The 23,290-nt window shown below is 41.5% G+C and carries 18 protein-coding genes and 1 pseudogene; 10 read left to right on the forward strand and 9 right to left on the reverse strand.

What is annotated here, in order from left to right; all coding sequences use genetic code 11:
• Window positions 1-282: 282 nt before the first annotated feature.
• A pseudogene (locus VIG27_RS07835) lies at window positions 283-390 on the forward strand (IS66 family transposase); the annotation flags it as partial.
• 471 nt (window positions 391-861) lie between these two features.
• Here the strand turns inward: VIG27_RS07835 and VIG27_RS07840 are convergent.
• The 6 genes from VIG27_RS07840 to VIG27_RS07865 all read right to left on the reverse strand — a co-directional run bounded on the left by VIG27_RS07840 (window position 862) and on the right by VIG27_RS07865 (window position 6,971).
• The gene (locus VIG27_RS07840; RefSeq protein ID WP_394526945.1) at window positions 862-1,518 is read right to left on the reverse strand and encodes a hypothetical protein; all 657 of its coding nucleotides are present in this window, start codon (window positions 1,516-1,518) and stop codon (window positions 862-864) included.
• 1,197 nt (window positions 1,519-2,715) lie between these two features.
• On the reverse strand, window positions 2,716-3,450 hold the full coding sequence (locus VIG27_RS07845) for an ABC transporter permease (RefSeq protein ID WP_394526947.1): 735 nt from the start codon (window positions 3,448-3,450) through the stop codon (window positions 2,716-2,718).
• Window positions 3,451-3,462: 12 nt separating this feature from the next.
• Complete coding sequence (locus VIG27_RS07850; protein WP_394526949.1) at window positions 3,463-4,170, reverse strand: ABC transporter permease; 708 nt, start codon at window positions 4,168-4,170, stop codon at window positions 3,463-3,465.
• Window positions 4,167-5,075 (reverse strand): ABC transporter ATP-binding protein, encoded by a 909-nt coding sequence (locus tag VIG27_RS07855; RefSeq protein ID WP_394526951.1) that lies wholly within the window; start codon window positions 5,073-5,075, stop codon window positions 4,167-4,169. The genes VIG27_RS07850 and VIG27_RS07855 overlap by 4 nt, the downstream gene beginning before the upstream one ends.
• Before the next feature lie 98 nt (window positions 5,076-5,173).
• The gene (locus VIG27_RS07860; protein WP_394526954.1) at window positions 5,174-6,262 is read right to left on the reverse strand and encodes a sensor histidine kinase; all 1,089 of its coding nucleotides are present in this window, start codon (window positions 6,260-6,262) and stop codon (window positions 5,174-5,176) included.
• 1 nt (window position 6,263) lies between these two features.
• Window positions 6,264-6,971, reverse strand: a complete 708-nt coding sequence (locus VIG27_RS07865; protein ID WP_394526956.1) for a response regulator transcription factor — start codon at window positions 6,969-6,971, stop codon at window positions 6,264-6,266.
• A gap of 243 nt (window positions 6,972-7,214) precedes the next feature.
• On the opposite strand from VIG27_RS07865, the gene VIG27_RS07870 reads away from it, so the two are divergent.
• From VIG27_RS07870 to VIG27_RS07910, 9 genes are all read left to right on the forward strand, one after another.
• Window positions 7,215-7,493, forward strand: coding sequence for a hypothetical protein (locus VIG27_RS07870; RefSeq protein ID WP_394526958.1), 279 nt, complete (start codon window positions 7,215-7,217; stop codon window positions 7,491-7,493).
• Between the two features lie 186 nt (window positions 7,494-7,679).
• Window positions 7,680-8,945, forward strand: a complete 1,266-nt coding sequence (locus VIG27_RS07875) for a DNA repair protein (protein ID WP_394526960.1) — start codon at window positions 7,680-7,682, stop codon at window positions 8,943-8,945.
• The gene (locus tag VIG27_RS07880) at window positions 8,935-9,309 is read left to right on the forward strand and encodes a YolD-like family protein (protein WP_394526963.1); all 375 of its coding nucleotides are present in this window, start codon (window positions 8,935-8,937) and stop codon (window positions 9,307-9,309) included. The genes VIG27_RS07875 and VIG27_RS07880 overlap by 11 nt, the downstream gene beginning before the upstream one ends.
• 315 nt (window positions 9,310-9,624) lie before the next feature.
• Window positions 9,625-10,308 (forward strand): hydrolase, encoded by a 684-nt coding sequence (locus tag VIG27_RS07885; RefSeq protein ID WP_394526965.1) that lies wholly within the window; start codon window positions 9,625-9,627, stop codon window positions 10,306-10,308.
• Between the two features lie 378 nt (window positions 10,309-10,686).
• Entirely contained in the window at window positions 10,687-12,333 is a 1,647-nt protein-coding gene (locus tag VIG27_RS07890) for a glycoside hydrolase family 43 protein (RefSeq protein ID WP_394526967.1), read from the forward strand.
• Between the two features lie 352 nt (window positions 12,334-12,685).
• Complete coding sequence (locus tag VIG27_RS07895) at window positions 12,686-14,629, forward strand: beta-glucoside-specific PTS transporter subunit IIABC (protein WP_394526969.1); 1,944 nt, start codon at window positions 12,686-12,688, stop codon at window positions 14,627-14,629.
• Window positions 14,630-14,641: 12 nt separating this feature from the next.
• The gene (locus VIG27_RS07900; RefSeq protein ID WP_394526972.1) at window positions 14,642-16,066 is read left to right on the forward strand and encodes a glycoside hydrolase family 1 protein; all 1,425 of its coding nucleotides are present in this window, start codon (window positions 14,642-14,644) and stop codon (window positions 16,064-16,066) included.
• A gap of 22 nt (window positions 16,067-16,088) precedes the next feature.
• Window positions 16,089-16,946: a PRD domain-containing protein gene (locus VIG27_RS07905; RefSeq protein ID WP_394526975.1), complete on the forward strand. Its 858-nt coding sequence runs from the start codon at window positions 16,089-16,091 to the stop codon at window positions 16,944-16,946.
• Window positions 16,947-16,957: 11 nt separating this feature from the next.
• Window positions 16,958-18,136, forward strand: coding sequence for an MFS transporter (locus VIG27_RS07910; protein WP_394526980.1), 1,179 nt, complete (start codon window positions 16,958-16,960; stop codon window positions 18,134-18,136).
• Between the two features lie 76 nt (window positions 18,137-18,212).
• On the opposite strand, the gene VIG27_RS07915 is transcribed toward VIG27_RS07910, so the two are convergent.
• The 3 genes from VIG27_RS07915 to VIG27_RS07925 form a co-directional block, all read right to left on the reverse strand.
• Window positions 18,213-19,886 carry a S8 family peptidase gene (locus VIG27_RS07915; RefSeq protein ID WP_394526982.1) on the reverse strand — a complete coding sequence of 558 codons (1,674 nt, stop codon included), beginning with the start codon at window positions 19,884-19,886 and terminating at the stop codon, window positions 18,213-18,215.
• Window positions 19,887-20,074: 188 nt separating this feature from the next.
• Window positions 20,075-20,626, reverse strand: coding sequence for a nitroreductase family protein (locus VIG27_RS07920; RefSeq protein ID WP_394526985.1), 552 nt, complete (start codon window positions 20,624-20,626; stop codon window positions 20,075-20,077).
• Between the two features lie 86 nt (window positions 20,627-20,712).
• Window positions 20,713-23,148 carry a GH36-type glycosyl hydrolase domain-containing protein gene (locus tag VIG27_RS07925; RefSeq protein WP_394526987.1) on the reverse strand — a complete coding sequence of 812 codons (2,436 nt, stop codon included), beginning with the start codon at window positions 23,146-23,148 and terminating at the stop codon, window positions 20,713-20,715.
• Window positions 23,149-23,290 lie beyond the last annotated feature (142 nt).

Below are 23,290 nucleotides of genomic sequence, written 5' to 3' on the forward strand. Positions count from 1 at the left end.
ACTTGTATATTTTCGCCATGTAGTATCAAACTTCCGTCAACAGGAATGTGGAAACTGTTTGTTTGCTGTCGCGGAAAGCGTAGGAAATTAAAGGGTTTCGGGGGTTTGAAGGGGATATAAGGTGTATTTTTGTGGTTAGGTAGAGTGAAATATGTTTGCGGTTTCCGTGGTGTGTATGGAAAATGAACGTTTTGGCAAAAGATTTGGATTCTGTCAAATAAGTATTTAGTTCTTAGAGCTGTAAGATATATCGGAATTTGTAGATAAACCCACCTTGAAAATGGGAGAATTCCACTTTCTATCAATCTTTGTGAAGCAAACATTAAGCCATTTGCAACTGCAAGACGTGCCTGGCTGTTTGCAAATACTCCAAAGGGAGCCAGTAAATAATGTAAACTGAATAGTACACTATTTTTTGAAGCATTTACCAGGAATCCTTATAGATACTAAACTCTTTGACACTTAAAAGATCTAAGGTCTCCTATAAGAAAAATAGGAGACCTTAAGGTAATAACTATTAATTCTTTATCGCTTGAATCTTTCGGCTGTTAATACCATACCTTCATAAATTGTTTTCCTCTGCCTGACGGCAAGTGACAATGCGATTGAACGTGCATAAGATTATCACTTCCGCATTTGAATATTTTTTGCACTACCCTTTTATCTGCAATCTAATGTACCAAATACTTTCCCCAGCATTATTTTTTACGAACTGTTTTATAAATCAAAATACAACCAAAGAATCCAATTATGATTCTCCATACTACTCCAGAAATTGCTAACATCGTCGGTAGCGGAAAGATAATAACGAATATAAGTAAAAGTAGCCCTACGATTATCAAAACAACATTCTTCTTCATATCAATCAATGTTCATAGTAATTGTATTAGATTTCAGAGTTTCATTAAAAGAAGCACCAACAGGGTAACCCGCTACAGAAATACCAATAAACCACGTTCCTGTTACAGAATATTTTGCGTTCAATCCTCCCAATGCTGTAGCACTACCACGTCTATGTGTCCAAGTAGCGCCAACAATTCCCGTCATATAAGAATCCTTAACGGTAATATTCGATATTTTATTGGAACCATTGTAATAGAACTTAACCACAGCATGTGTCATCGATAACAAACTTGTGTTTCCACCACCCCACCACCATACCTCACCATCGTACCATGCTGCACCACCTTTTCCTGCGAGAGCATTGGTATTAACCTGTCGCATAATACTGTTTTGCAAAGAAGATTGGGAAGGCATTGTAAGTTTGCTTGACTTCGCTATAGATTTTTTCAGATATGCTTCTGCCTCCTCAACAGATTCAAATTTCAACAACTCTTGGTCACTTAATTTTGACTGTGGTAACGCTGTAAATGTGACATCTTTGCCAAAATCAATAGAGTTCAGATGATCTATTACTTCATCCTTAGAAACTACCGATGCGTCAGCCGCAAAGGTCATCTTACCCATTCCCAAAACCATAATAACCGAAAATAATATTGTAAATAACTTTTTAAACATATATTTGCTCCTCCTTTTTTGTTTTTGGGTACATTACTTTCCACTAAAACAAAACTCATTTTTATAGTGGGGCAGGGAAAAGTATTTGGCACATTAGATGGCAGAAGAAAGGGTAGTACAAGAAATGTGGAAGTGATAATCTTATGCTGCATAAAGATGCCTGGGGGCGATATGCAGGTTTTAGGAAATGCCTGGAATGTGACATTTTTTATTCATAACTCTAATCTTCTTATCAAATACGCTGGTAAGTCACATCGCAAAAATGGATTTATTCGTTACAAGTTTGATTTTGAAATCTTGTTAATAATCATATGAATCCTCCTTACATTTGATAAAGACCAATTATTGCTCATGCATTTTAGCAAGAACATGGGTTGTTAATCTAAATTGTGATTTTGGGACAAATATTTGATATTGTGTTTCGCTGTCAACTTGTTCCCCATATGATATAAAATTTCCTGTTCGCCTATTTTCACTTCCAGCATACGTCCTTTTTGCATTAAAAGTAATCTTATTTTTACAAAGAAGTGTTTGGGCTTTAGCGAATTGCATGGGATCAAAAGTAATTGAAATTTCTTTTATCCCAATATAAAGTCAATTATAGACATATTGTAATTCCTTTCTCTTTATATCACTATTTTATTACAACGCATCTAAATATAAACCAAGCTAATAAATTATTTGTTATTTACAAGCTTCTTCTAAAAAATTAGCATTCCCCTAAAATAGTTAATCAACTTTAATCTATTGATATAGTAATACTAACGTGTAAAAAATCAACACAAGTGCTCAAATTATACATGTTGAGTGCCAAAATTTGCATTTTCATATCAAGATATGTTAAGAACAGGTCAATTGCATTCCGAGCTTCCATTTTGTAATCGAATTTCATATTTTGAAATCCCCTTCAAGTTTTGAAACAGTAATAAACAAGAATCAAAATGGAACAAAGTCTGGTAACTAGGTGGGTAAATCTTTAACTCTCCTAGTAAAAACAGCATCTCAGTTTCGCCATGTAGTATAAAACTTCCGTTTATGGAAATGTGAAAACGGAGTACTTTTATCTCGCAAAACACCATAACCCTCTCCGTCATTTTTATACAGCGGAAAAGGATTAGAATTCAAAAACAATAAAGCCTCGTTTCATCCAGGCAGTGTTTAAAAATAGTTTTTCAGCAGCTGCTTACAACAGCTATGTCACAACCAATCTTTACGAACAAAAGATCGCATACTTAAAATAAGATAGACAATAAATGTGAAAACAACAATGAATATAAATGAAATTACCTCCACTTGTGGAGATAGATTCAGTCCTTGCGGAAACATGGCATAATATGGAGAGGTAAATGGAAACCATGCCCCTAATGAAGCAGGAAGCCCTGTGAGAACAATATTAGGTATGACAGAAAAAATACAAAGTAACAAGGCCCCGCCAAAGGATTGAAAACGGGTAGCAAGCCAAATCTGTAACATGGCAAGAGGAAAACACGCCAGCCATCCGCCAACGATGCCCCGTATGATAGGTTTCCATGAAATTATGCCTCCTATATGAATTAAATTTCCACTAATTAAATATTCTGTCAAGAACAGAAGCTGCATCAGCGCAATTAAAATGACTAGAGTTAAAAATTTGGATAGAAGTATTTTCCACCGGGGATAGGGCGATGTAAGTAATTGCTTCCATGCTCCGTTTTTGTGCTCATAAAAACACAAAAACGTGGCAAAGATCCCTGTAAAAAGAGGCAGAAAGAACAGCCCATGAAATGATACGGCCTGAAAATAAAGGGTTGTCCAATGATAGGGAAAATAGTAGGACAGGGACTTTGCATTGCCCGCCGCAAGAACCCATGTTACAATACCTTCTAATATTAACATGATAACAATAACCAGCCATTTTATTTTTAGAAATTCGGAATGAAGTAATCGATACATATTTATAACCTCCTATTTTATTTCTATAGTACGAAACTTTAGAGCACCTGTAATAAACAAAACCAGACCGGAGCCCAAACCGATCCCAATCCATGTTTTATATCCTTCCATAAACGGACTTGCCATAGATGGATATGCCCAGGGAAGAAGGTATAACACTTTCTGAGTGATTCGAGGCAGAAAGAGACTGGATATTGCCCCAGTCACACCCAAGCCAAGGGGAACGGTTTGATTCGGAAAAGAAAGAGAAAGAAACAGCTGGATGGAAAGCACAGGAAAAGAAGCCGCCAAACAACCGAAAATTTGTTTTACTAAAAATGCAAACGGTAATATTTTATCTGTGTACAGTATCCACACCACACAAAAGCCTCCTAAAATCAACGTACTGCACCCAAGCATCAGAACAGCTACCCAGACTGCCTTGGAAAAATAAAATGCAGTGCGGCTTACCGGTGTGGCAAAAATAGATTTAAGACCTTGAGCCTGATGCTCCGTTTCCGATACCATGCTGCAGAGCAGGGATATGGTAAGCAGCATGGTAAAAGACAGAAACATATAGATGATATTTAAGCCGGCATAAATCCCGTATTCTCCTTGCCTGAAGTATAAATACCACTCCATACAAGTAAATAAAATGAGTACTATAGCACTGACAATTGGAACAATATAGCAAAGCTTTTTTGCTTTATAAAATTCCACATATAATAATGCCTTTATCATAAGCTGCCCTCCGTTCCTGTCAATGCCAGAAAAATGTCCTCTAAAGAAGCCGTTGATTCCCGCATATGCTGTACGGAAAAAGGTTGAAGGAGATGGAAGACTTTTGCCTGATCCATTTGTCCGTTTAAAGATATGAGCAGTTCTTCTCCCTGCAAAACTACATCAGCTCCGGAAGAGGACAATACACGAAATGCCTCCTGTTGGTTTTCTGTCCGAACGAAAAGTTTGGTAGGGCTTTTTTTCTCTAATTCCTGAATGCTGTCCTGAAAAATCAGCTTCCCATTTTGGATAATGCCAATTTCGTCTGCAATAGACTGTATCTCACTCAAAATGTGGCTGGATAAAAAAATAGTAATTCCCTGTTCATGGCAAAGAGAAAGCATTAAATTACGGATTTCCTGTATACCCGCCGGATCAAGACCGTTGATTGGTTCGTCTAAAATCAACAGCTTGGGTCTGCGGATTAATGCCTGCGCAATGCCGAGACGTTGTTTCATGCCAAGGGAATAGCCCTTCACAGTTTGCTTCTTATAAGGTGCTAACCGTACAATATCTAAAACCTTATCAATATCTTCCTCAGGCAAATCCATAAGCTTACAAATTATTTTAAGATTTTTATATGCTGGCAAATGACCGTAGTAAGAGGGACCTTCCACCAAAGAACCGATGTTTCTTAAAATTTTCTCACGGTCTTTTTCCAGAGATCGCCCCATAATCTGGACGGAACCCTCATCTGCACGAATTAAGCTGAGAAGCATACGGATTGTCGTGGTTTTTCCTGCACCGTTTGCGCCTAAGAATCCGTAGATTTTTCCTTCTGGAACCCGTAAATCGATATGATCCACAGAAACATGCTGGCCAAAACGTCGTGTCAGGCCATTGGTTTCAATTATATAGTTAGACATAACAAATCCTCCTGTTTTTCTTTATAACAGAAGGATACACTATTCGTTTAGCAACCAGGTAAACGAAAGTAAAATGTAGATAAAATCGTACAAATAATTCAAATAGGCAGTTCAATGAAGATAGAACTTCCTTGTCCTATGGTACTTTTTGCGCAAATGGAACCATGGTGCAGCTCAATAAATTTTTTGGCGATGGACATGCCCAGTCCTGATCCTTCCGCAGGTCCATTCGTAGACGTTCCGCGATAATAGGTTTCAAAAAGATTTCTTCTTGTTTCGTCATCCATTCCGTTTCCATTGTCTGCAATTTTGATTGAAAGTACATTTTCCTGCTTGTGAACAGATACGGCGATTGCCGTCTCAGGAGGATTATGCACGATCCCGTTGATTAGAATATTCTGCAAAGCTCTTTGGAGCAACGTGGGATCTACGTCCATGGGTAAGCTGTTTACATTTGTTTCAAAAGAGAACTCATAAGCTGAGAATTGATGAGAGTTTGCAATATCCAATATGCAATGGCGGATCAATGCAATTACATCGGTTTCGGTTTTATGGACCGCGATTTTTCCGTCTTTTGATTGAAAGGAAAGATTCAAATCATCAATCAAATCTTTTATATGTTTGGACTTTTCCTCGATTTTACTTCCGAAATCAATGATTTCTTCGTCAGTCCACTTGTATTGCTGTGAAGAGATCATAGAGGCATATCCTTGAATATAGGTCAGAGGTGTTTTTAAGTCATGTGTGATTCCAGCAAGCCATTCCCGTCTGTTTTTTTCCAGTTCAGCCCGGTCCGCTTCACTTTGTTTCAGCTTGCGGCTTAAACAATGCATTTGTTCCCAAAGCTCCCTGTATAGAAAATGTGACCATCTGCCCGCTAAAATGAATTTGCCATGATCTCCTTGTGCTGGTTCGTGAAAATCCCCGTTTGCCAATGTTTGAATCCATTGAATCACATATAATACCGGCCGTAATACAAAAATAAAAAACATGCCTGCAACAAGTAATGCAGAAAGAAACATCGCTGTGTGGCGCATGGTTTCTTCATTTACGGGGCCTGTCAGGGGGAATATTTTGCGCAGCAATGAAAACAATTCCAAAAATACCCGGAGGCTGAATAGGTAAACAATTAAAGGTGTGAGCATTAACAGCAAAACTTTTCCAAGCGTCTGAAAGGCACTCTTCATCCTATCTTGCCTCCTTTTTGTGTGGAATAAATTTATAACCCAGACCTCGAATATTGTGGATATATTTAGGCTTTTCTGCTTCAGGTTCTATTTTTTTTCGTATCCTGGAAATATGCATTACAACTGTTTTTTCCTCCCCAAGATTCATCTGGCCCCACACATTTTCATATAATTGAGCAGTCGTAAATATTCTGTTGGGATGTTCTGCAAAATAAAGCAGCAGGGAATATTCAAGTGCAGTAAAATCCAAAACAGTTCCATTTCTATTAATTTCGCAGGAATCCTTGTTGATTGTAAAATCTTCAAATTGTAAAAGATTGAGGTGTTCTGTTTTAGAATACATGTGCTGGTGTTTCAGCTGTACTTTTATTCGTGCGGCCACCTCCATTGGATTAAAAGGTTTGGTAATATAATCGTCACCTCCCATTGCAAATCCAGTCAGTTTGTCGTAATCGGATGTTTTAGCCGTTAAGAACAGGACTGGTACATCGGAATTTTTACGTAGTTCCATACAAAACTCCAGTCCGTTGACATCCGGAAGCATAACATCCAATACGATGAGTCTGGGATTGAATTCCCGAATCATCTTTTCTGCTTCCTTTCCTGATTGTGCTTTTTTGATATTGCGAAATCCCTCTTTCTTTAAGACGATTTCCAGCATATCTAAAATTCCTGTTTCATCATCGACCAAAAGAATATATTCTTCCATTTTCCCTCTCCTTACGAAATCAATAAGCGCATGTTCTTTGACTTTAGTGTATAGGCATAACCGAACAAAATCAAGGTGAATACGATAAATATAGTTTTAAGACTTTCGGGCAAGCTCAAAATTTTATTTGAAAATAAGTGAAAATCATGGATATTAAACAATGTTTGTTTCTGCTTTATGATATACTTTCAATATCGACGGATTAATAATTTTAATTAAATTATAGGAAAGGGGGAATAAGGAGTGGAATATTTGGTGATTGCATTCATGTGCATTGTCATATTTCTGGCATATAATGAAATTTTTGCATTGAAAAAAGTGATTCAAAATCAGGAAAAACGGCTAAATGAATTAGCAAAACGGACAGGTCATGAAGATTTGTCTTCTTTCTGGATTTCAGATGAGTTAAAAGAGGAGATCACTCAGTTGAAACGAAAAGGTAAAATGGTTCAAGCGGTTAAAAAGTCCGTGAACAGACCCAAATGGGTTTGGTGGAAGCAAAACAATTGGTTGAAAATTTGAATGAAGAGCCATTTGTCAACGGCAGCAGCTTTGATGTGTAACGGGAAGCCTGTGAAAACCAGGGCAGATAGTTATATCCCCTCATAACGTAAATTTCCAGAAAAAGCACATATACAAACATATGTTCTATTGGTATAATTAGATTAGATTCCATTCATGGTAATAAAAATGGGAGGTGTTTCTCGGATGGAAGAGAAGATCTACTTATGTATTGACCTTAAATCATTTTATGCTTCTGTAGAATGTGTGGAGCGTGGGCTTGATCCTCTGACTACGAATCTTGCGGTGGCTGACCCTGAGAGAAGCGAGAAAACAATATGCCTTGCGATCTCACCCTCTATGAAGGCACTGGGAATCAAGAACCGATGCAGAGTCTTTGAGATCCCCAAAGATGTGCCGTACCTTATGGCACCGCCAAGAATGAAACTTTACATCGAATATTCGGTGGATATTTATGGTATTTATCTAAAATATATCTCCAAAGAAGATATCCATGTTTATTCCATTGATGAGTCATTTCTTGAAGTGACCCATTATCTTTCCATGTATCGCATGAGCCCAAAGGAATTGGCTTTACAGATTATGGAGGATATTAAAAGTACTACAGGAATCACCGCCACAGCAGGAATCGGAACCAATTTGTATTTGGCAAAAGTGGCACTGGATATTATGGCAAAGCATGCGAAAGACAATATCGGATATCTGAATGAGGAACTCTACCAAAAAACATTGTGGGAGCACCAGCCCCTGACTGATTTCTGGAGAATCGGCACGGGCATCTCAAAAAGGCTGAATCGTATGGGCATTGTCAATATGGGGGATATTACCCGCGCAAAGGAAGACTCGCTTTACCGAATGTTTGGTGTTGATGCAGAGCTTTTGATAGACCATGCCTGGGGAAGGGAAACCACCACCATGGCGGACATTAAGGAATATAAGCCCAAAACCAATTCCCTATCCAGCAGTCAGGTGCTTGCAAGAGATTACAGCACCGAGGAGTGCAGACTGATTGTAAAGGAGATGGCTGATGGCTTATGTCTGAATATGGCACATAAAAATGTGATTACCAGCTCGATGTCATTGATGATCGGATATTCTAATGAAATGGGATTAAAACCTTCCATAGGAACCGCAAATATGTCCGTCACCACGAATTCCTACCGATTGATCATCCCTTATGTGATGGGACTGTATGAGCGTATTGTGGAGAAGGGCAAACCGATCCGGCGGCTGAGTCTGTCTTACAATCATATTGTTGATGAAGCTTATGAACAGTACGATTTGTTTACCGACCAGACACAGCTGGAAAAGGACAGGAGGTTGCAGAAGGCGGCATTGGAAATCAAAGAAAGGTTTGGCAAAAATGCCCTTGTACGTGGAATGGATCTGCAGGAAGGCGGTACAACCATAGAACGTAACAGGCAGATTGGAGGTCATAAAAGTGGAGAGTAGAAGAAGGAAAATGGACAGGAAAAGCCGGGCGAAACAATTTATGCCTTTTGATGCATTGAAGGGGTTTCAGGAAGCGCTGGAAGAAAGAGGACGGATTATGGTTCCCAAACGTGATTTAGCGGAGGATAAGACGGAAGAGTTAGATTGGAAGTTAAGACAGCTTGGGAAAGAAGACATGGTTACTGTGGAATATTTTCAGGATAGAGAGTATGTACGAATGACCGGAAGGGTGACGCGAATCGATAATACGAGCAGAACTTTGGAGATTGCCAACCGGAGGATTCCTTATAATGATATTTCTGATTTGAAGTGTGACATGGGCTGGATAAAAAATAAGGTTTCTGAATGTGAAATTGAGCGATAAAAAAGAGATCTAAACGTAGAAAATAAATATTGACAAATATTGACAATTATGGTATGCTGAATATATACAAAAGACAATGATACATAAAGTTAAACTACAAAAGAATGTTTTCAAAAGATAAAACAACCCCGGGATCTTAATTGATTTCGGGGTTGCTGTGTTATTTGGAAAAATGTTATTTAAAATCAAGGAAAACTGGGTTTGGATCGGCTTGGTAATCAAGGTTTGAATGTAAAAAAATTCAGAATGACATTAATTCCTGGTGTATGATATAATGTGAAAATGATTTATATCAACCGTAGAGAGGGCAATCATATGAAAGAAAGAATTGTGCCAAGAATCAACACCAACTTACGCAGCCATAATGTAATAGTGCCTGACACGATCAATCGGGCAACCGGAATTATCATCAATGGAAAGCGGATCAAATCCGTATTATTTTCAACCGATGTTGCCATTATTGCAAATTGTAACGCGGATGCAGTCATTGCCTTATATCCGTTCACTCCCACCATGCAAATCACGAAAGCGATCATAGATGTATCGCAAAAACCAGTTTTTGCAGGAGTAGGTGGCGGCACCACTTCCGGAGCCAGAGTCCGTGAGATTGCCTTGGATGCGGAACTGCACGGAGCCACAGGGGTGGTATTAAATGCCCCTACGAAAACGGAATTTGTACAGGAATTGACGGAATATATTGATATTCCTATTGTATTATCCATTATTTCAGTTTATGAGAATTTAGAAGAACGCATGCTTCGTTCCGGAGCCAAAATCATCAATGTATCAGGCGGGAAAAATACCGTTGAGATTATCCGGGAATTACGCAAAATTGATGAAACATTTCCGATTATTGCAACTGGAGGGCCCAATAAAGAGTCGATTGAAGCCGTCATTGAAGCGGGTGCCAATGCGGTTACATACACACCGCCAACCAATGGCCAGATATTCAGGGATATTATGGAAGAATATCGGAAACGTTGTAAAATGTCGGAATAGGACAGCGGCTGAGCACAAGGGAATCCTTTTAAATAGTTATAAGTATTATAATAAGGGATGAAAGATTAACTATAATTTGTATAACAGAATCGCGGATTCTGATTGACGGCTTATTTTAAAGGTTGTTAATCAGAATCCTTTTTTGTGTAAAGGGACTTAAAAAATAAATTTTGATTTTTGGTACAGGAGTAAGCGGTAGCCTTTCAGGAATTATTGCTTTACCTGAATAAGAATTGTATGGGCACTAAGCCGAATGGAATCATATTATGATTACAGGGACGGTGTTTGCGGTTATCCCGGCATGGACCGTATTTTTATGGTTTCAAAATATTTTATAGAAGGTATGGCAGCTGGTGCTGTCAAGGGGTGAGGTGTTTTATGAATCAAGGGGTGAAACGAAGGGGATTTATGATGATCCTGACAGCAGTAGGGATCGCAGTTTTTGTAATTGCTTTGTTTTTTCATGCAAGCGGAGCAAAACTTAATAAGAATTCCCCAAACAACCAGATAACGCCAAAACGGGTATCGGTTCACGATCCCTCGGTCATTGAGTCAGAAAATGGGGAATATTATATTTTTGGCTCTCATCTTGCAGGTGCAAAATCAGAGGATCTGGTCAATTGGACATCTTTGGGAAGTGATTATGAGAATGTGACAGATAACTGGCTGTTTGGGAATACAAGGGATAATTTAAAGGAATCTTTTTTGTGGGCCGGATATGATGATGGAGATTGCTCCGGCGGAAAGTATGCCGTCTGGGCGCCGGATGTTCTTTGGAATCCCTATTACCGGAATGAAGACGGGAGCAAGGGGGCATATATGCTTTATTACAGCGCATCCTCTACCTGGCGCAGATCCTGCATTGGTTACGGAGTTTCAAAAAAAATAGAAGGTCCTTATACCTATGTGGATACGGTTCTGTATTCCGGATTTACAAAAGACGGTAAAACAGACGGAAATAGCAGCAGAAATACGCGATGGGATAATGACTATCTCAATCTGAAAAAACTGACGGATTCCGGTGTTTTAAAGGATGGCATCAGCGGCCGGTGGTTTAAGGGAAATGAATGGAATCACAATTATGGTCCCAATGCCATTGATCCTGCCCTGTTTTTTGATCAAACAGGCAAAACGCTTTACATGGTTTATGGTTCCTGGTCCGGCGGGATCTATCTTTGTGAACTGGACCGGGAGACAGGCGAAGTCAAATATCCGGGAACGGATTCCGTGGATGATGTGAGCGGAAACTATGTGGACCGATATTTCGGCATCCATCTGGCCGGAGGGAACCATCAGTCCGGGGAAGGCCCATACATCACCTATGACAAGGAAAGCCGGTATTATTATCTGTACGAAACCTACGGCAGTCTGACTGCCAACGGCGGGTACAACATGCGCCTGTTCCGCTCTAAGAATGTTACCGGTCCCTACCTGGATGCTTCAGGAAAGAATGCTGCAGACAATTGCAGGAACAATGAGCAGTACGGAATCAAGCTGATCGCTAATTACCAACTACCAGGAAGCAGTACGGGATATAAGGCAGCCGGTCATAACAGCGCCCTCATTGATGGAGATTCAAACCGTTATCTGGTATATCATCAAAGATTTGATCATGGAACAGAATACCATGAAGTTCGGGTCCATCAGCAATTTCTAAGTAAAAACGGCTGGCCTGTAACTGCCGTATTTGAAAATAAAAATGATGTCATCAGTCATTATAACTCCAAAGAAGTATGGGGCAAATATGACTTTTACGATCACGGTCAGAAAACGACTTCTGACATGGTAAAAAAAGAGACCATTACGCTCCTTGAAAATGGAAACATTGAGGGCGACAGAGAGGGAACCTGGAAAAGAACCAAAGGGAAAAAATATGACTATATAACTCTGATGATCAATGGAACATCCTATGAGGGAGTATTTTTCAAACAACATGACGAAATGGGCAGCCCAAAGCCGGTAATGACATTTACCGCGGCAGGTAACAACAATACATGTATATGGGGCAGCAAGATAGGCAAGTAAAGGGAAACTGGATAAGAGACAATGGGTGAGAGTACGGTCTGTATTCCCACCCATTCTACAAGATTTATGCAATTTCAACAAAAAACATGTCTGGTATTTGTGTTAAATGCAGAAAATCCTAAAATAGGATTGCGTGATTGCAGAAATCGTGTTATATTATGGTTAAGTTGATAACAACTGAATAATAATTATGAAGACGTGTTACTGGTAATGCAGGCAAGATCGGATTAAACGTATGCGTATAAGACGAATGGGGTATTTTGTCTTATAGGGAGATCGTTTAATTGGGTCTTTTTATTTTGTCATTCCGGCCGGATGACGAATGAGAAAATACTTGAAAGGGGTTTTGAATATGAATTATAATCAAATTGCCAAAGACATTTTGTCGAATGTTGGCGGTTCTGGGAATGTAAATGGATTAACCCATTGCTTTACAAGATTAAGATTTCAATTAAAAGATACAAAGAAAGCCAATAAAGAGACTATTGAGCATTTAGAAGGTGTAATTTCCGTTGTGGAAAGCGGAGGCCAGTTCCAGGTGGTTCTTGGAACCAAAGTGAATAAGGTTTATGATGCCATCGTTCCTATGCTGTCCATTGATGAAACCACAGAAATCAGCGAAGAAAAGACTTCCATTTGGAACCGTATCCTGATTGCGGTTTCAGCCATGTTTACTCCTATGGTCCCGGCCATTGCAGCTTCCGGACTTTTAAAAGGCTTCCTTACCATTGCAAAAATCGTTGCAGCGAAGCAGGGTGTGGATATTACGGTAAATCAGACGTATACGCTGATCATGGCTGGAACGGACGCCCTGTTTTACTTCATGCCGTTGATCTTAGCTTATACCAGTGCCAAGGTATTTAAAGCAAATGAATTCATTGCCATGGCACTTGGCGGTACCATGTGTTATCCTTCCGTTGTCGCACTGATGACTGGACAGGAGGCAGTAAGCATGTTTGGCATTAACATCACCAAAGCCAGCTATGCTTCCTCTGTGATACCGATCGTCATCGGCGTTTTCATTCTTTCTTATGTACAGAAATTTTTAGAGAAAGTGATTCCGGAAGTATTAAAGATTATTCTGGTCCCTGGTTTATCACTCCTTGTAATGATTCCGGCAACCTTTATGGTATTTGGACCCATTGGTATCTACATCGGTAATGCCATTAACTTTGTTTACACCGGCATGATGAATCTAAGTCCGGCCCTCTGCGGCGCTTTTATCGGAGGGATGTGGTGCGTATTTGTTATTTTCGGAGCACATCGGGCGCTTCTTCCTATCGGTATCAATGACGTTGCTCAGTTTGGGCATCAGAATCTTCTGGCTTTTGCAGGTGCGGCCAACTTTTCACAGGGCGGAGCTGCACTGGGGGTTATGTTAAAGACGAAGAATAAAGATTTAAAGACAGTAGCGGCATCTGCAGCTATCTCTGCCTCTGTCTGCGGTATTACGGAACCAGCTATTTACGGCTGTAACCTGCGTTTGAAAAAACCGATGATTTATGCCATTATCTGCGGAGCCGTCGGCGGTGCGATCATGGGAATCGGCGGTGTATACGGTGATTCCTTTGCCAACAACGGAATTCTTACCTTTGCAACTTATGCGGCATTTGGTCTGAAACCATTTATATATTACCTGATTGGTATCGGTGTTTCCTTCTTTGGCGCAATGATACTTACTTACATGTTTGGGTTTGAAGAAGTGGGAGAGAAGAAAAAGAAAGCCAACGTGCCTTCAGAAGCGGAAATTACAGAATCAGTGACAGAAGAAAAAGCAGAAAAAGAAGCAGAAAAAAAGGCAGAAACTGAGATCGCAGAATTGGACCCGTCAGAAGCGGATATATTAATCGGCTCACCCATCGAAGGAGAGGCTGTTTCCATGACAAAAGTCAATGATGAAGTATTTTCTTCTATGGCATTGGGAAACGGTGTTGCGATCATCCCGGAAAAGGGGGAAGTTGTGGCTCCCGAGGACTGTACCGTAACTTTGATTTATCCCACACTCCATGCACTTGGTCTTATGCTGGATAATGGGGTGGAAATGATCATTCACGTTGGAATTAACACCGTTCAGTTAGAAGGAAAATATTTTGAGAAATTTGTTGAAGAAGGAGCTCATATTAAAAAAGGAACAAAAATTCTGTCCTTTGATATTGATGCGTTAAAGAAGGAAGGCTATGATACGATTGTACCGATCATTGTAAGCAATACTCCTGTATTTCAGCAGGTTTCCGGTATTGCCGGCAAAAAAGCGGCACTTAACACATCGGTCATTGCCATCAAAAAAAATCAGTAAAGGAGTTTTAATATGAATAAAATGAAAGCCAAGTTTCCAGATAACTTTTTATGGGGAGCATCTTCTTCCGCATTCCAGATCGAAGGCGGTTGGAATGAAGGCGGCAAAGGCCCTACGGTTGCTGATGTAAACTCCTTTAAGCGTTCCCATTTACAGGCAGACAGTAAGGTGGCCAGCGATTTCTATCATCATTGGCCGGAGGATATTGCCCTGATGAAAGAGATGGGGCTGGACATTTACCGTTTTTCCATTTCATGGGCAAGAATCATCCCGGATGGGGATGGAGAAATCAATCAGGAAGGTATCAAATTTTATAATGATGTGATCAACTGCCTGCTGGAAAACGGCATTCAGCCATTTATTACCCTGTATCATTTTGACCTTCCCTATGCACTGGTTGAAAAATACAATGGCTGGGAATCCAGAGAGTGTGTAAAGGCATTTGAACGTTATGCAAAGGTATGCTTTGAGGCATTTGGGGACAGAGTCACCTATTGGCAGGTCCACAATGAGCAGAACCTTATGGTCCGTGTGGATGAACGGGTAAATATCACCGCAGAAGACAGCTGGGAGGCAGACCGCCAGAGGGCACAGATGGATTATCATATGTTCCTGGCCCATGCACTGGCTGTGAAAGCGTGCCATTCCATCATTCCGGAAGGAAAGATCGGTCCGGCGGTGTCTTCCACCTGTACCTATCCGAAGAGCAATCGTCCGGAAGATGTTTGGGCAGCAAGGTTAAATGACTGGTTTAAGACCGATTATTGTCTGGACATGCATTACTACGGCCGTTATCCCGGATATTATATGCGTTACTTAAAAGAGAGAAATATTGTTCCGGTTATGATGCCGGAGGATGAAGAGATTCTAAAAGATGCAAAGATGGATTTCATTGCACTCAATTATTACCGCACCCTCTGCGTCAGCTATCTGCCGGCGGATGACGACCATCCGGTAGGAGAGAGAACCTTCCCGATCAATCAGGTTGATTTTGACCAGTACGGATATTTTCATCATATTAAAAACGAGCATCTCGCTTCCAGCGAATACGGAGCACAGATCGACCCGTTAGGTCTTAGAACCGTATTAAACAATTATTATCAAAAATATCATCTTCCGCTTATCGTTACGGAAAATGGACTTGGTACCGCCGATACCCTGACAGAAGACGGAAAAGTCCATGACGATTACAGGATCGACTACTTAAGAGAGCATATTCTGGCCTGCAGTCAGGCAATCGAGGACGGAGTTGAGATGATGGGATATTCCCCATGGTCTGTTATGGATTTACTCAGCTCCCACGAAGGATTTAAGAAGCGTTACGGATTTATTTATATCAATCGTGAAGATCATGATTTAAAAGATATGCGCCGCATTAAGAAGGACAGCTTTTATTGGTATAGCCGCGTAATCAAAACGAACGGGGAAGAACTCTAAATAACAGAAATGGGGTTTGGTTATGAGGGTTGTTAAGGTAATGAATAATTCTCTGCTGCTGGCAATTGATGACAGCGGCAGGGAAGTAATTCTGATGGGAAAGGGAATCGGTTTTAATAAATCCATCGGACATCATTTGAAAAGTGAAGACATTGAGAAAGTGTTTGTCTTAAAAGATCGGTCCATATCCAAAAATATCATCCGTCTTGCATCTGAAATTGACAGTACTTATTTTGAACTGGCCAAACAGGTGATCGACTATGCCATTGAAACTTATGGCATGGTACTGATGGAGCACATTTATCTGGGACTTACGGATCATCTTTCTTTTGCTGTGAAAAGATACAAAGAGGGGATTTTTATACAGAATTTTTATACACAGACCTTATTGCGTTTTAATCCGAAGGAATATCAGGTCGGCTTATATGCCCTGCAGCTTGTGAGGGAGCAGCTGCAGGTGGATTTGCCGCAGGATGAGGCCGGCAGCATTGCCTTTCATTTTATCAATGCCCAAAAAAATAACTCTTATAGTACAGACGACCAGACAATATTTGAAACCGTCAAAGGGATTTTAGATATTGTGAAATATAACTTCTCCATTGTTTATAATGAAGATGGAATCGGATATACCCGTTTCTTAACCCATTTGCGGCTTTTTGCACAAAGGCTGGTGGATGGCAGTCAGGACCTCTATGATTATGAAGATTCTTTTTATACACATGTGATAGAAAGCTGTCCGATGGAATACGAATGTGTCAAAAAAATTGAAATCTTTATCCAGGAAAAATTTAATTCCAGGCTGTCGAGACAGGAAGAAATGTATTTAACGGTCCATATTCATCGTATTTTGGAGGAATACTCTCAGCAAAACAGGAAATGAAGGGATAGAAATTGAACGATCAAACTTTTACGCGTAAACAGGAACTCCGTTATCTTGCTATGGTTTCCCTGTTTTGGTTTGCGCAGTATATATACATCCCCTATCAGACGACTTATCTGACTCTTTTAGGTGTAAGCAGTACCTTTACCGGAATGGTCGTGGGAGCATATGGGATCACCCAGTTGTTGTTTCGGTTGCCCATAGGACTTTGTGCGGATTCCATTGGAAGACATAAAGGTTTTATCATGGCGGGAACGCTGTTTTCAGGTCTGGCCTCTTTTTTTCGGATTTTTTGGGGTAATGGAATGGGATTTTTAGTTGCAAACCTGTTTTCGGGCCTGGCATCGGCCATGTGGATTTCCTTTATGGTGTTTTACACCAATCACTTTTCTGCAAAGGACCAGCAGTCGGCTACCAGCAGAATTGTAATGTTTAACAACTTTGGTATGCTTGTGGGGTTTTTATTAAGCACCATCGGCTACAACAGCATCGGAATGGTGGGAATCTGTATTCTCAGCGTGTGTGCCGGGCTGCTTGCTTTTTTTCTCTCACTTCAGATTAAGGAACCATGCAGAAAGATGGAAACCATTCATACCAGGGACCTTCTTTCCGTATGCAGAATCAAAAGGCTATGGTTATTCGCCATACTTGCTCTCATTCAGCAGGGAATTCAGCTTACAACTGCCATGTCATTTACAAATCAGATTCTAAAGGATCTTGGAGCCTCCAATGGACTTGTTGGAATCTCTTCCATTATATACATGATTTCCGCTGTAGGTTTTGCTGCGTTTGCTTCTACGTTTCTCTGTTGTAAAAAAGGTCCCAGGTTCTGGATACCGGCAGTTTTTGTCGTTGTATCTGTATATTGTATCCTGATACCGTCAGCAAAAAGTGTACTTGAACTTTTGATTCTTCAGATACTCCCCGGAATGTCCACAGGAATCCTGTTTTCTTATATAACCTCTGAGGCCATGTGCGGAATTCCCGGAGAGAAGCGTTCAACAGCGATGGGACTTTTTCAGGCAGTTTATGCCGTGGGAATGACCACATTTCCTATTTTTACAGGAAGCCTGGCTTCCGCGTTCAGCCTCAGGTTCGGTTATCTGGTGTTGGCGGGAATTTCGTTCATCGGTGCCATGGTATCACTTCTGTATTATATTAAGAAGAACAAAAGCAGCAGAACGTTATAGTACAATAAAAAGGAACGGGTGCTCAGTTTAGCTGGGAACCGTTCCTTTTTTTGTCCACATCAGATCCATGTTGGGTTCATATGACAGAAATCCGTTTAAATAAATGATAGATATCCAACTGTCCGTATCCCCACGTGTTATTGGGATATGTATCGGTGCTGCTTCGTCTTGCACCTCTGACGATCATACGGTTCACTAAAAGCCCTGTAACATTCGTAAGGTTTCCCCTGCAAAAGCCCCATTCCATCACCATGGCAGCGGCTCCGGCTGCATGTGCAGCGGCGGCTCCTGTACCGGTGATGATTCCATACTCATTTTCCCCCATGGCACAGGGGATACGAAAGCCAGGGGCCGCAATATCGGGGACGATCTGACCGAAGCTGGTGTAACCTCTTCCTGATTCCGCCAGAATCTGATCGTTAAACTGGTCATAGGCGGCAACCGTGAGCGGGTTTCTGGCATTTCCTGGTGCGGTGATGGTGGTAGAAGAGGTGGATTCATAAAAATAAGTTTCTCTGGAAAGCAGGTTTCCGGAAGGCAGCCAGGATCGAATGGAAAACGGCTCATTTTCAATGTTATGGAGCATAAAAAACCAGGGACCGGGAATGGGATTTTCAAAACGGACCAGAATCAGCTGATCACCAGATTCTCCCTCCATATTGATATTATTGACCCAGATCCTGGTTTCCCCATAAAAGAGCTGATAGTTTTGACAGGCTTTGGCGGAGGGGGATTCTTCCTGGATAAATTCTCCGTCAGGAGATGCGATATCGAGAAGGACTCTTCCAGGCGGGAAAGGCCAGATTTCCATGGAGAAACTTTTATCCGCGTTTCCTATATTCATATAAAAGCCGTGTTGAAACGGCGGTGAACTTACATGATGGAAATAGTGTCTGCCTTTGTTCCCTTCATTGCCGGCAGCTATTGAGACATCAATTTTAGGCAGACTGACAATATGGTCAATATAAGAACTGAGTGCTCCCCGTCCGCTGTGCCCGCCCTGGCTGCTGCCGAGAGCAATGCAGATGACAAGAGGCCGGTTTAACCGTTCCGAAACGGAGATAAGAAACCGGATTCCCAGTATGATATCCGATTCCTGGTAACAGAGAGCATCTTCCGGTACGAGAAAAATGTTCTTTAGATTTTTTTTGGCTTCTTTTAACTTTACAACGGCCAGCTTGGTTTGAGGTGCCACTCCTGTAAAGGATTCTTCTTCATTTGGTGTTCCGGAGGCTATGCTGGCAATAGCGGTCCCATGTCCATTGGTATCATTGGTCGGTACGATTTTCCAGGGGGCAGATGATTTTAAAGCTGAATTAATATGGTTTTTCCCGTATTCAGAGCCAAAGTCAAATCCTGACGGCGGCAGACCGCTTTGATCCGTTTGATCCCAAATAGAGAGAATGCGGGTGCTCCCGTCTTGATTGCGGAAAGCTGGATGCTGGTAATTGATGCCGGTATCTATGATCCCGATGATGACTCCCAGTCCCAAAAGATTCAGGTGGGGTTGTCTCTGGACACTTCCGATGCCTGATTTTTCCACGCTTACTTTTGAGGAAAGCGTAAAAAGGGAAGGAAAACTGTCATAGGAATGAAGTCCCAGATCACACGCATCCATCTTGCTTTTATGTATATGGAGCAGAGAGTGCTTTTCATTGAGTTTTGTCACGTTTTGATTGTTATTAAAATCCGGAACCAAAGCATTGTTTATAATGAAATCATAATATTCATTGTCCAGAATTTTTTGCATGAAAAGCCTCCTATGCCTTTTTGACGCAGTATATATATATCATATGCAGATGGTATGGGCAGCTTGCATGAAAGTTATGCTCTCTGGATAGTGCGGGCAGAATCATATCGAAAAAAATCCCCTTTTTCTCGTTGAACAGCTATCTTTCATAGCCTGGTTCCCTGCGAAAAAGGGGGGTGTATTAGTATTTACTTTTCTGTGGTTTTCCCTTCTTTTATCCCTTCAAAGGAGTCAAAGAACACGGTATGCTCCAAATCGTAACGTTTCTCATGAAGGGGATGGGGCTGACAGTCTTCTCTTGGATAGCCAAGGGGAAGCAGTGCTGCAGGAACCAGAAAATCAGGAATCTCAAAAGCTGTCCGGATGGCTTCCGGATCAAAATGTCCCACCCATGTTGTTCCTAAACCTAGTGCTGCCGCCTGAAGCATCATCTGGGTGGTGACAATACTGGCATCGACCATGCCCATGTCCGCCTGGTCGTAGGACCTTTTCCAGCTGACAGATTTATCATAACAAATCAGCAAAGCCATGGGAGCATGAAAATGATAGCTGGTGCAGGATTTTAATTTGGTAAGATTTTCTTCGCTTTCTATCACAAGAATTCTCTGAGGCTGATAATTGACAGCAGTAGGAGCCACTCTTCCGGCTTCCAGGATCATATCCAGTTTTTCCTTCTCCACTTTCCGTTCACTAAATTTTCTCACCGAGTAACGATCTTTTGCCAATTGTAAGAAATCCATAATAAAGCCTCCTTAGCCATTTTTCCCACATTATAGCATAAAATAAGGAAAAAAGCAAAGCCATAAAACTGGCCTTGCCCTTTCAATTATCCCAATTGAAGCATCACATGATATTCCTTTTTCCCTTCTGTATAGGGAATCTCATTTCCTTCGATGGGCCTGCCATCAACAAAGAGTCCGGGAGCATCGTTCTGGTCACCGCTGCGATTTTTTACGTGTATGTGGTATTCTGCACCACGAAACTTACGAACGGCGGAAAATTCCTTAATGGAATCGGGAAGGCAGGGATCTACGATTAAGCCGTGAAAACCAGGTCTGATCCCGAGAATATGCTGGGATATGCTGACGAAAGTCCATGCAGCTGTTCCGGTGAGCCAGCTGTTTTTGGCTTCGCCGAAATTCTTTGCATCCGTTCCGGCAATCATCTGGGAATAAACATAAGGCTCCGTTTTGTGGATCTCACTGATTTCCTCCGTATACGCAGGGCAGGTGCGGCGGTATACCTCAAAGGCCCGGTTCCCTCTGCCGATCATAGTTTCTGCAATGGTGATCCAGGGATTGTTATGGCAGAAGATCCCTCCATTCTCCTTGTATCCTGGGGGATAGGAGGTGATTTCCCCCAAGTGCTTGTGATAAACGGAATAGGCGGGCTGTAAAATCAAAATCCCGTAAGGCGTATCCAGCTGTTCCTTTACACTGTCCAGCGCTTGCTCTGCCAGTCCTTCTGCCAGGCCAATGCCTCCCATCACACAAAAACCCTGAGGTTCAATGAATATCTTACCTTCTTCACAGTCTTTTGAACCTACCTTTCCCCCAAAGGCATCGTAGGCTCTTAAAAACCATTTTCCATCCCAGCCGGCCCGAAGAACCGCGTCATACACTTCCTGAACAGAAGCCTCTGCCTCCAAAGCCTCATCGGCATGCCCTGTCATACGGCAAATCTGAGCATACTCTTTGCCGTATTTAACATACATTCCCGCGATCATGACGGATTCTGCCACAGGACCTTCGGAGGGACCGCTGGTCTGAAAGGATTCTCCCGGTTCTGTGGAAAAGCAGTTTAAATTCAAACAGTCATTCCAGTCTGCCCGGCCGATGAGTGGCAGTCCGTGAGGACCTAGGTTTAACTTGGTAAACCCAAAGGACCGTCGTAAATGTTCCATGAGGGGCTGGCTTTTTGAAACGTCGTTGTCAAAAGGTACCGGTTCCTCAAGGATTCCCCAGTCCCCAGTCTCCCGAAGGTAAGCGGATACTCCGGCAATAAGCCACAAAGGATCGTCATTGAAACCGCTTCCAATGTCCATATTTCCCTTTTTGGTAAGAGGCTGGTACTGGTGGTAAGCACTTCCGTCTTCAAACTGGGTGGAGGCAATATCAAGGATTCTTTCTCTGGCACGTTCCGGGACCATATGTACAAAGCCAAGGAGATCCTGGCAGGAATCCCGAAATCCCATCCCTCTTCCGGTACCTGATTCGTAGTAAGAGGCGGAACGGGACAGATTGAAGGTGACCATACATTGATACTGATTCCAGATGTTTACCATGCGGGCCGTCTTCTCATCTGCCATGGAAACAGAATAGGTAGAAAGGAGATTCTCCCAATTCTTTTTTAGATCAGAAAGAGCCTGATCGACCTGGGCAGCAGTTCTGTATTTTTTCATAACCAATGTTGCAGGTTCCTTGTTGATAACATTTGGAGCGCTCCACTTATGCTCGCCAGGATTCTCTGCATAGCCTAAGAGAAAGACCAGTACTTTTTCTTCTCCCGGATCCAGGTGAATGGACAGCCGGTGAGAACCAATGGGAGACCAGCCGCTTGCCAGGGAATTGCCGGAACGGTTTTTTTGAACCATATCCGGCTCTTTGTTTGAACCATAGGTTCCTACAAACGTATTTCTGTCCGTATCAAATCCGTCAATATCTGCATTTACAGAATAATAAGCGAAATGGTTCCGTCGCTCCCGGTATTCTGTTTTGTGATAAATGACCGAACCTTCTACTTCCACTTCTCCTGTGCTTAAATTCCGCTGAAAGTTTGTCATGTCATCCATAGCATTCCATAAACAAAATTCCACATAGGAAAAGAGAGTAAATTCTTTGGAGCCCAGCCCTTCATTTTTCAATGTCACCTTATGAATCTCACAGGGATCATGGAGGGGAACAAAGGCGGTGACCTGGGCTTTTAAACCGTTCTTTTTCCCGCTGTAGCAGGTATATCCAAGGCCATGGCGGCACTCATAAAAATCCAGGGGGGTCTGAGAGGGCTGCCATCCCGGATTCCAGATCGTTCCGTTATCATTGATGTAATAGTAATGTCCGTTGCTGTCAAGCGGAACGTTATTATAGCGGTACCGTGTCAGCCTTAGCAGCTTTGCATCTTTATAAAAGCTGTAGCCGCCTCCGGTATTGGAGATCAGGGAAAAGAAATTTTCGCTGCCCAGATAGTTGATCCAGGGAAGGGGGGTATCAGGAGCTGTAATGATATATTCCTTTTCCTGGTCATTGAAATAGCCATACTTCATAATAGGAGAACTCCTTTCGGCTGAAAGTTATAATTTACTTCTATTTACCATTTTACGAAAACGATTAAGTAAAAATAGTTGGAGTCACAATGCAATAATAACGGATATATTTTGAAAATACAAGATAAAAATTATATTTATA

The sequence above is a fragment of the Lacrimispora sinapis genome (genome assembly GCF_043633585.1).
Lineage (GTDB): Bacteria > Bacillota > Clostridia > Lachnospirales > Lachnospiraceae > Lacrimispora > Lacrimispora sinapis.

Bases quoted from the DNA above. Each gene is read 5' to 3' on its own strand.
- VIG27_RS07920 (WP_394526985.1), bottom strand. From the start codon at position 20,626: ATGGATTTCTTACAATTGGCAAAAGATCGTTACTCGGTGAGAAAATTT.
- VIG27_RS07890 (WP_394526967.1), top strand. From the start codon at position 10,687: ATGAATCAAGGGGTGAAACGAAGGGGATTTATGATGATCCTGACAGCA.
- VIG27_RS07845 (WP_394526947.1), bottom strand. From the start codon at position 3,450: ATGTATCGATTACTTCATTCCGAATTTCTAAAAATAAAATGGCTGGTT.
- VIG27_RS07840 (WP_394526945.1), bottom strand. From the start codon at position 1,518: ATGTTTAAAAAGTTATTTACAATATTATTTTCGGTTATTATGGTTTTG.
- VIG27_RS07895 (WP_394526969.1), top strand. From the start codon at position 12,686: ATGAATTATAATCAAATTGCCAAAGACATTTTGTCGAATGTTGGCGGT.
- VIG27_RS07900 (WP_394526972.1), top strand. From the start codon at position 14,642: ATGAATAAAATGAAAGCCAAGTTTCCAGATAACTTTTTATGGGGAGCA.
- VIG27_RS07875 (WP_394526960.1), top strand. From the start codon at position 7,680: ATGGAAGAGAAGATCTACTTATGTATTGACCTTAAATCATTTTATGCT.
- VIG27_RS07860 (WP_394526954.1), bottom strand. From the start codon at position 6,262: ATGAAGAGTGCCTTTCAGACGCTTGGAAAAGTTTTGCTGTTAATGCTC.
- VIG27_RS07905 (WP_394526975.1), top strand. From the start codon at position 16,089: ATGAGGGTTGTTAAGGTAATGAATAATTCTCTGCTGCTGGCAATTGAT.
- VIG27_RS07855 (WP_394526951.1), bottom strand. From the start codon at position 5,075: ATGTCTAACTATATAATTGAAACCAATGGCCTGACACGACGTTTTGGC.
- VIG27_RS07915 (WP_394526982.1), bottom strand. From the start codon at position 19,886: ATGCAAAAAATTCTGGACAATGAATATTATGATTTCATTATAAACAAT.
- VIG27_RS07850 (WP_394526949.1), bottom strand. From the start codon at position 4,170: ATGATAAAGGCATTATTATATGTGGAATTTTATAAAGCAAAAAAGCTT.
- VIG27_RS07865 (WP_394526956.1), bottom strand. From the start codon at position 6,971: ATGGAAGAATATATTCTTTTGGTCGATGATGAAACAGGAATTTTAGAT.
- VIG27_RS07925 (WP_394526987.1), bottom strand. From the start codon at position 23,148: ATGAAGTATGGCTATTTCAATGACCAGGAAAAGGAATATATCATTACA.
- VIG27_RS07885 (WP_394526965.1), top strand. From the start codon at position 9,625: ATGAAAGAAAGAATTGTGCCAAGAATCAACACCAACTTACGCAGCCAT.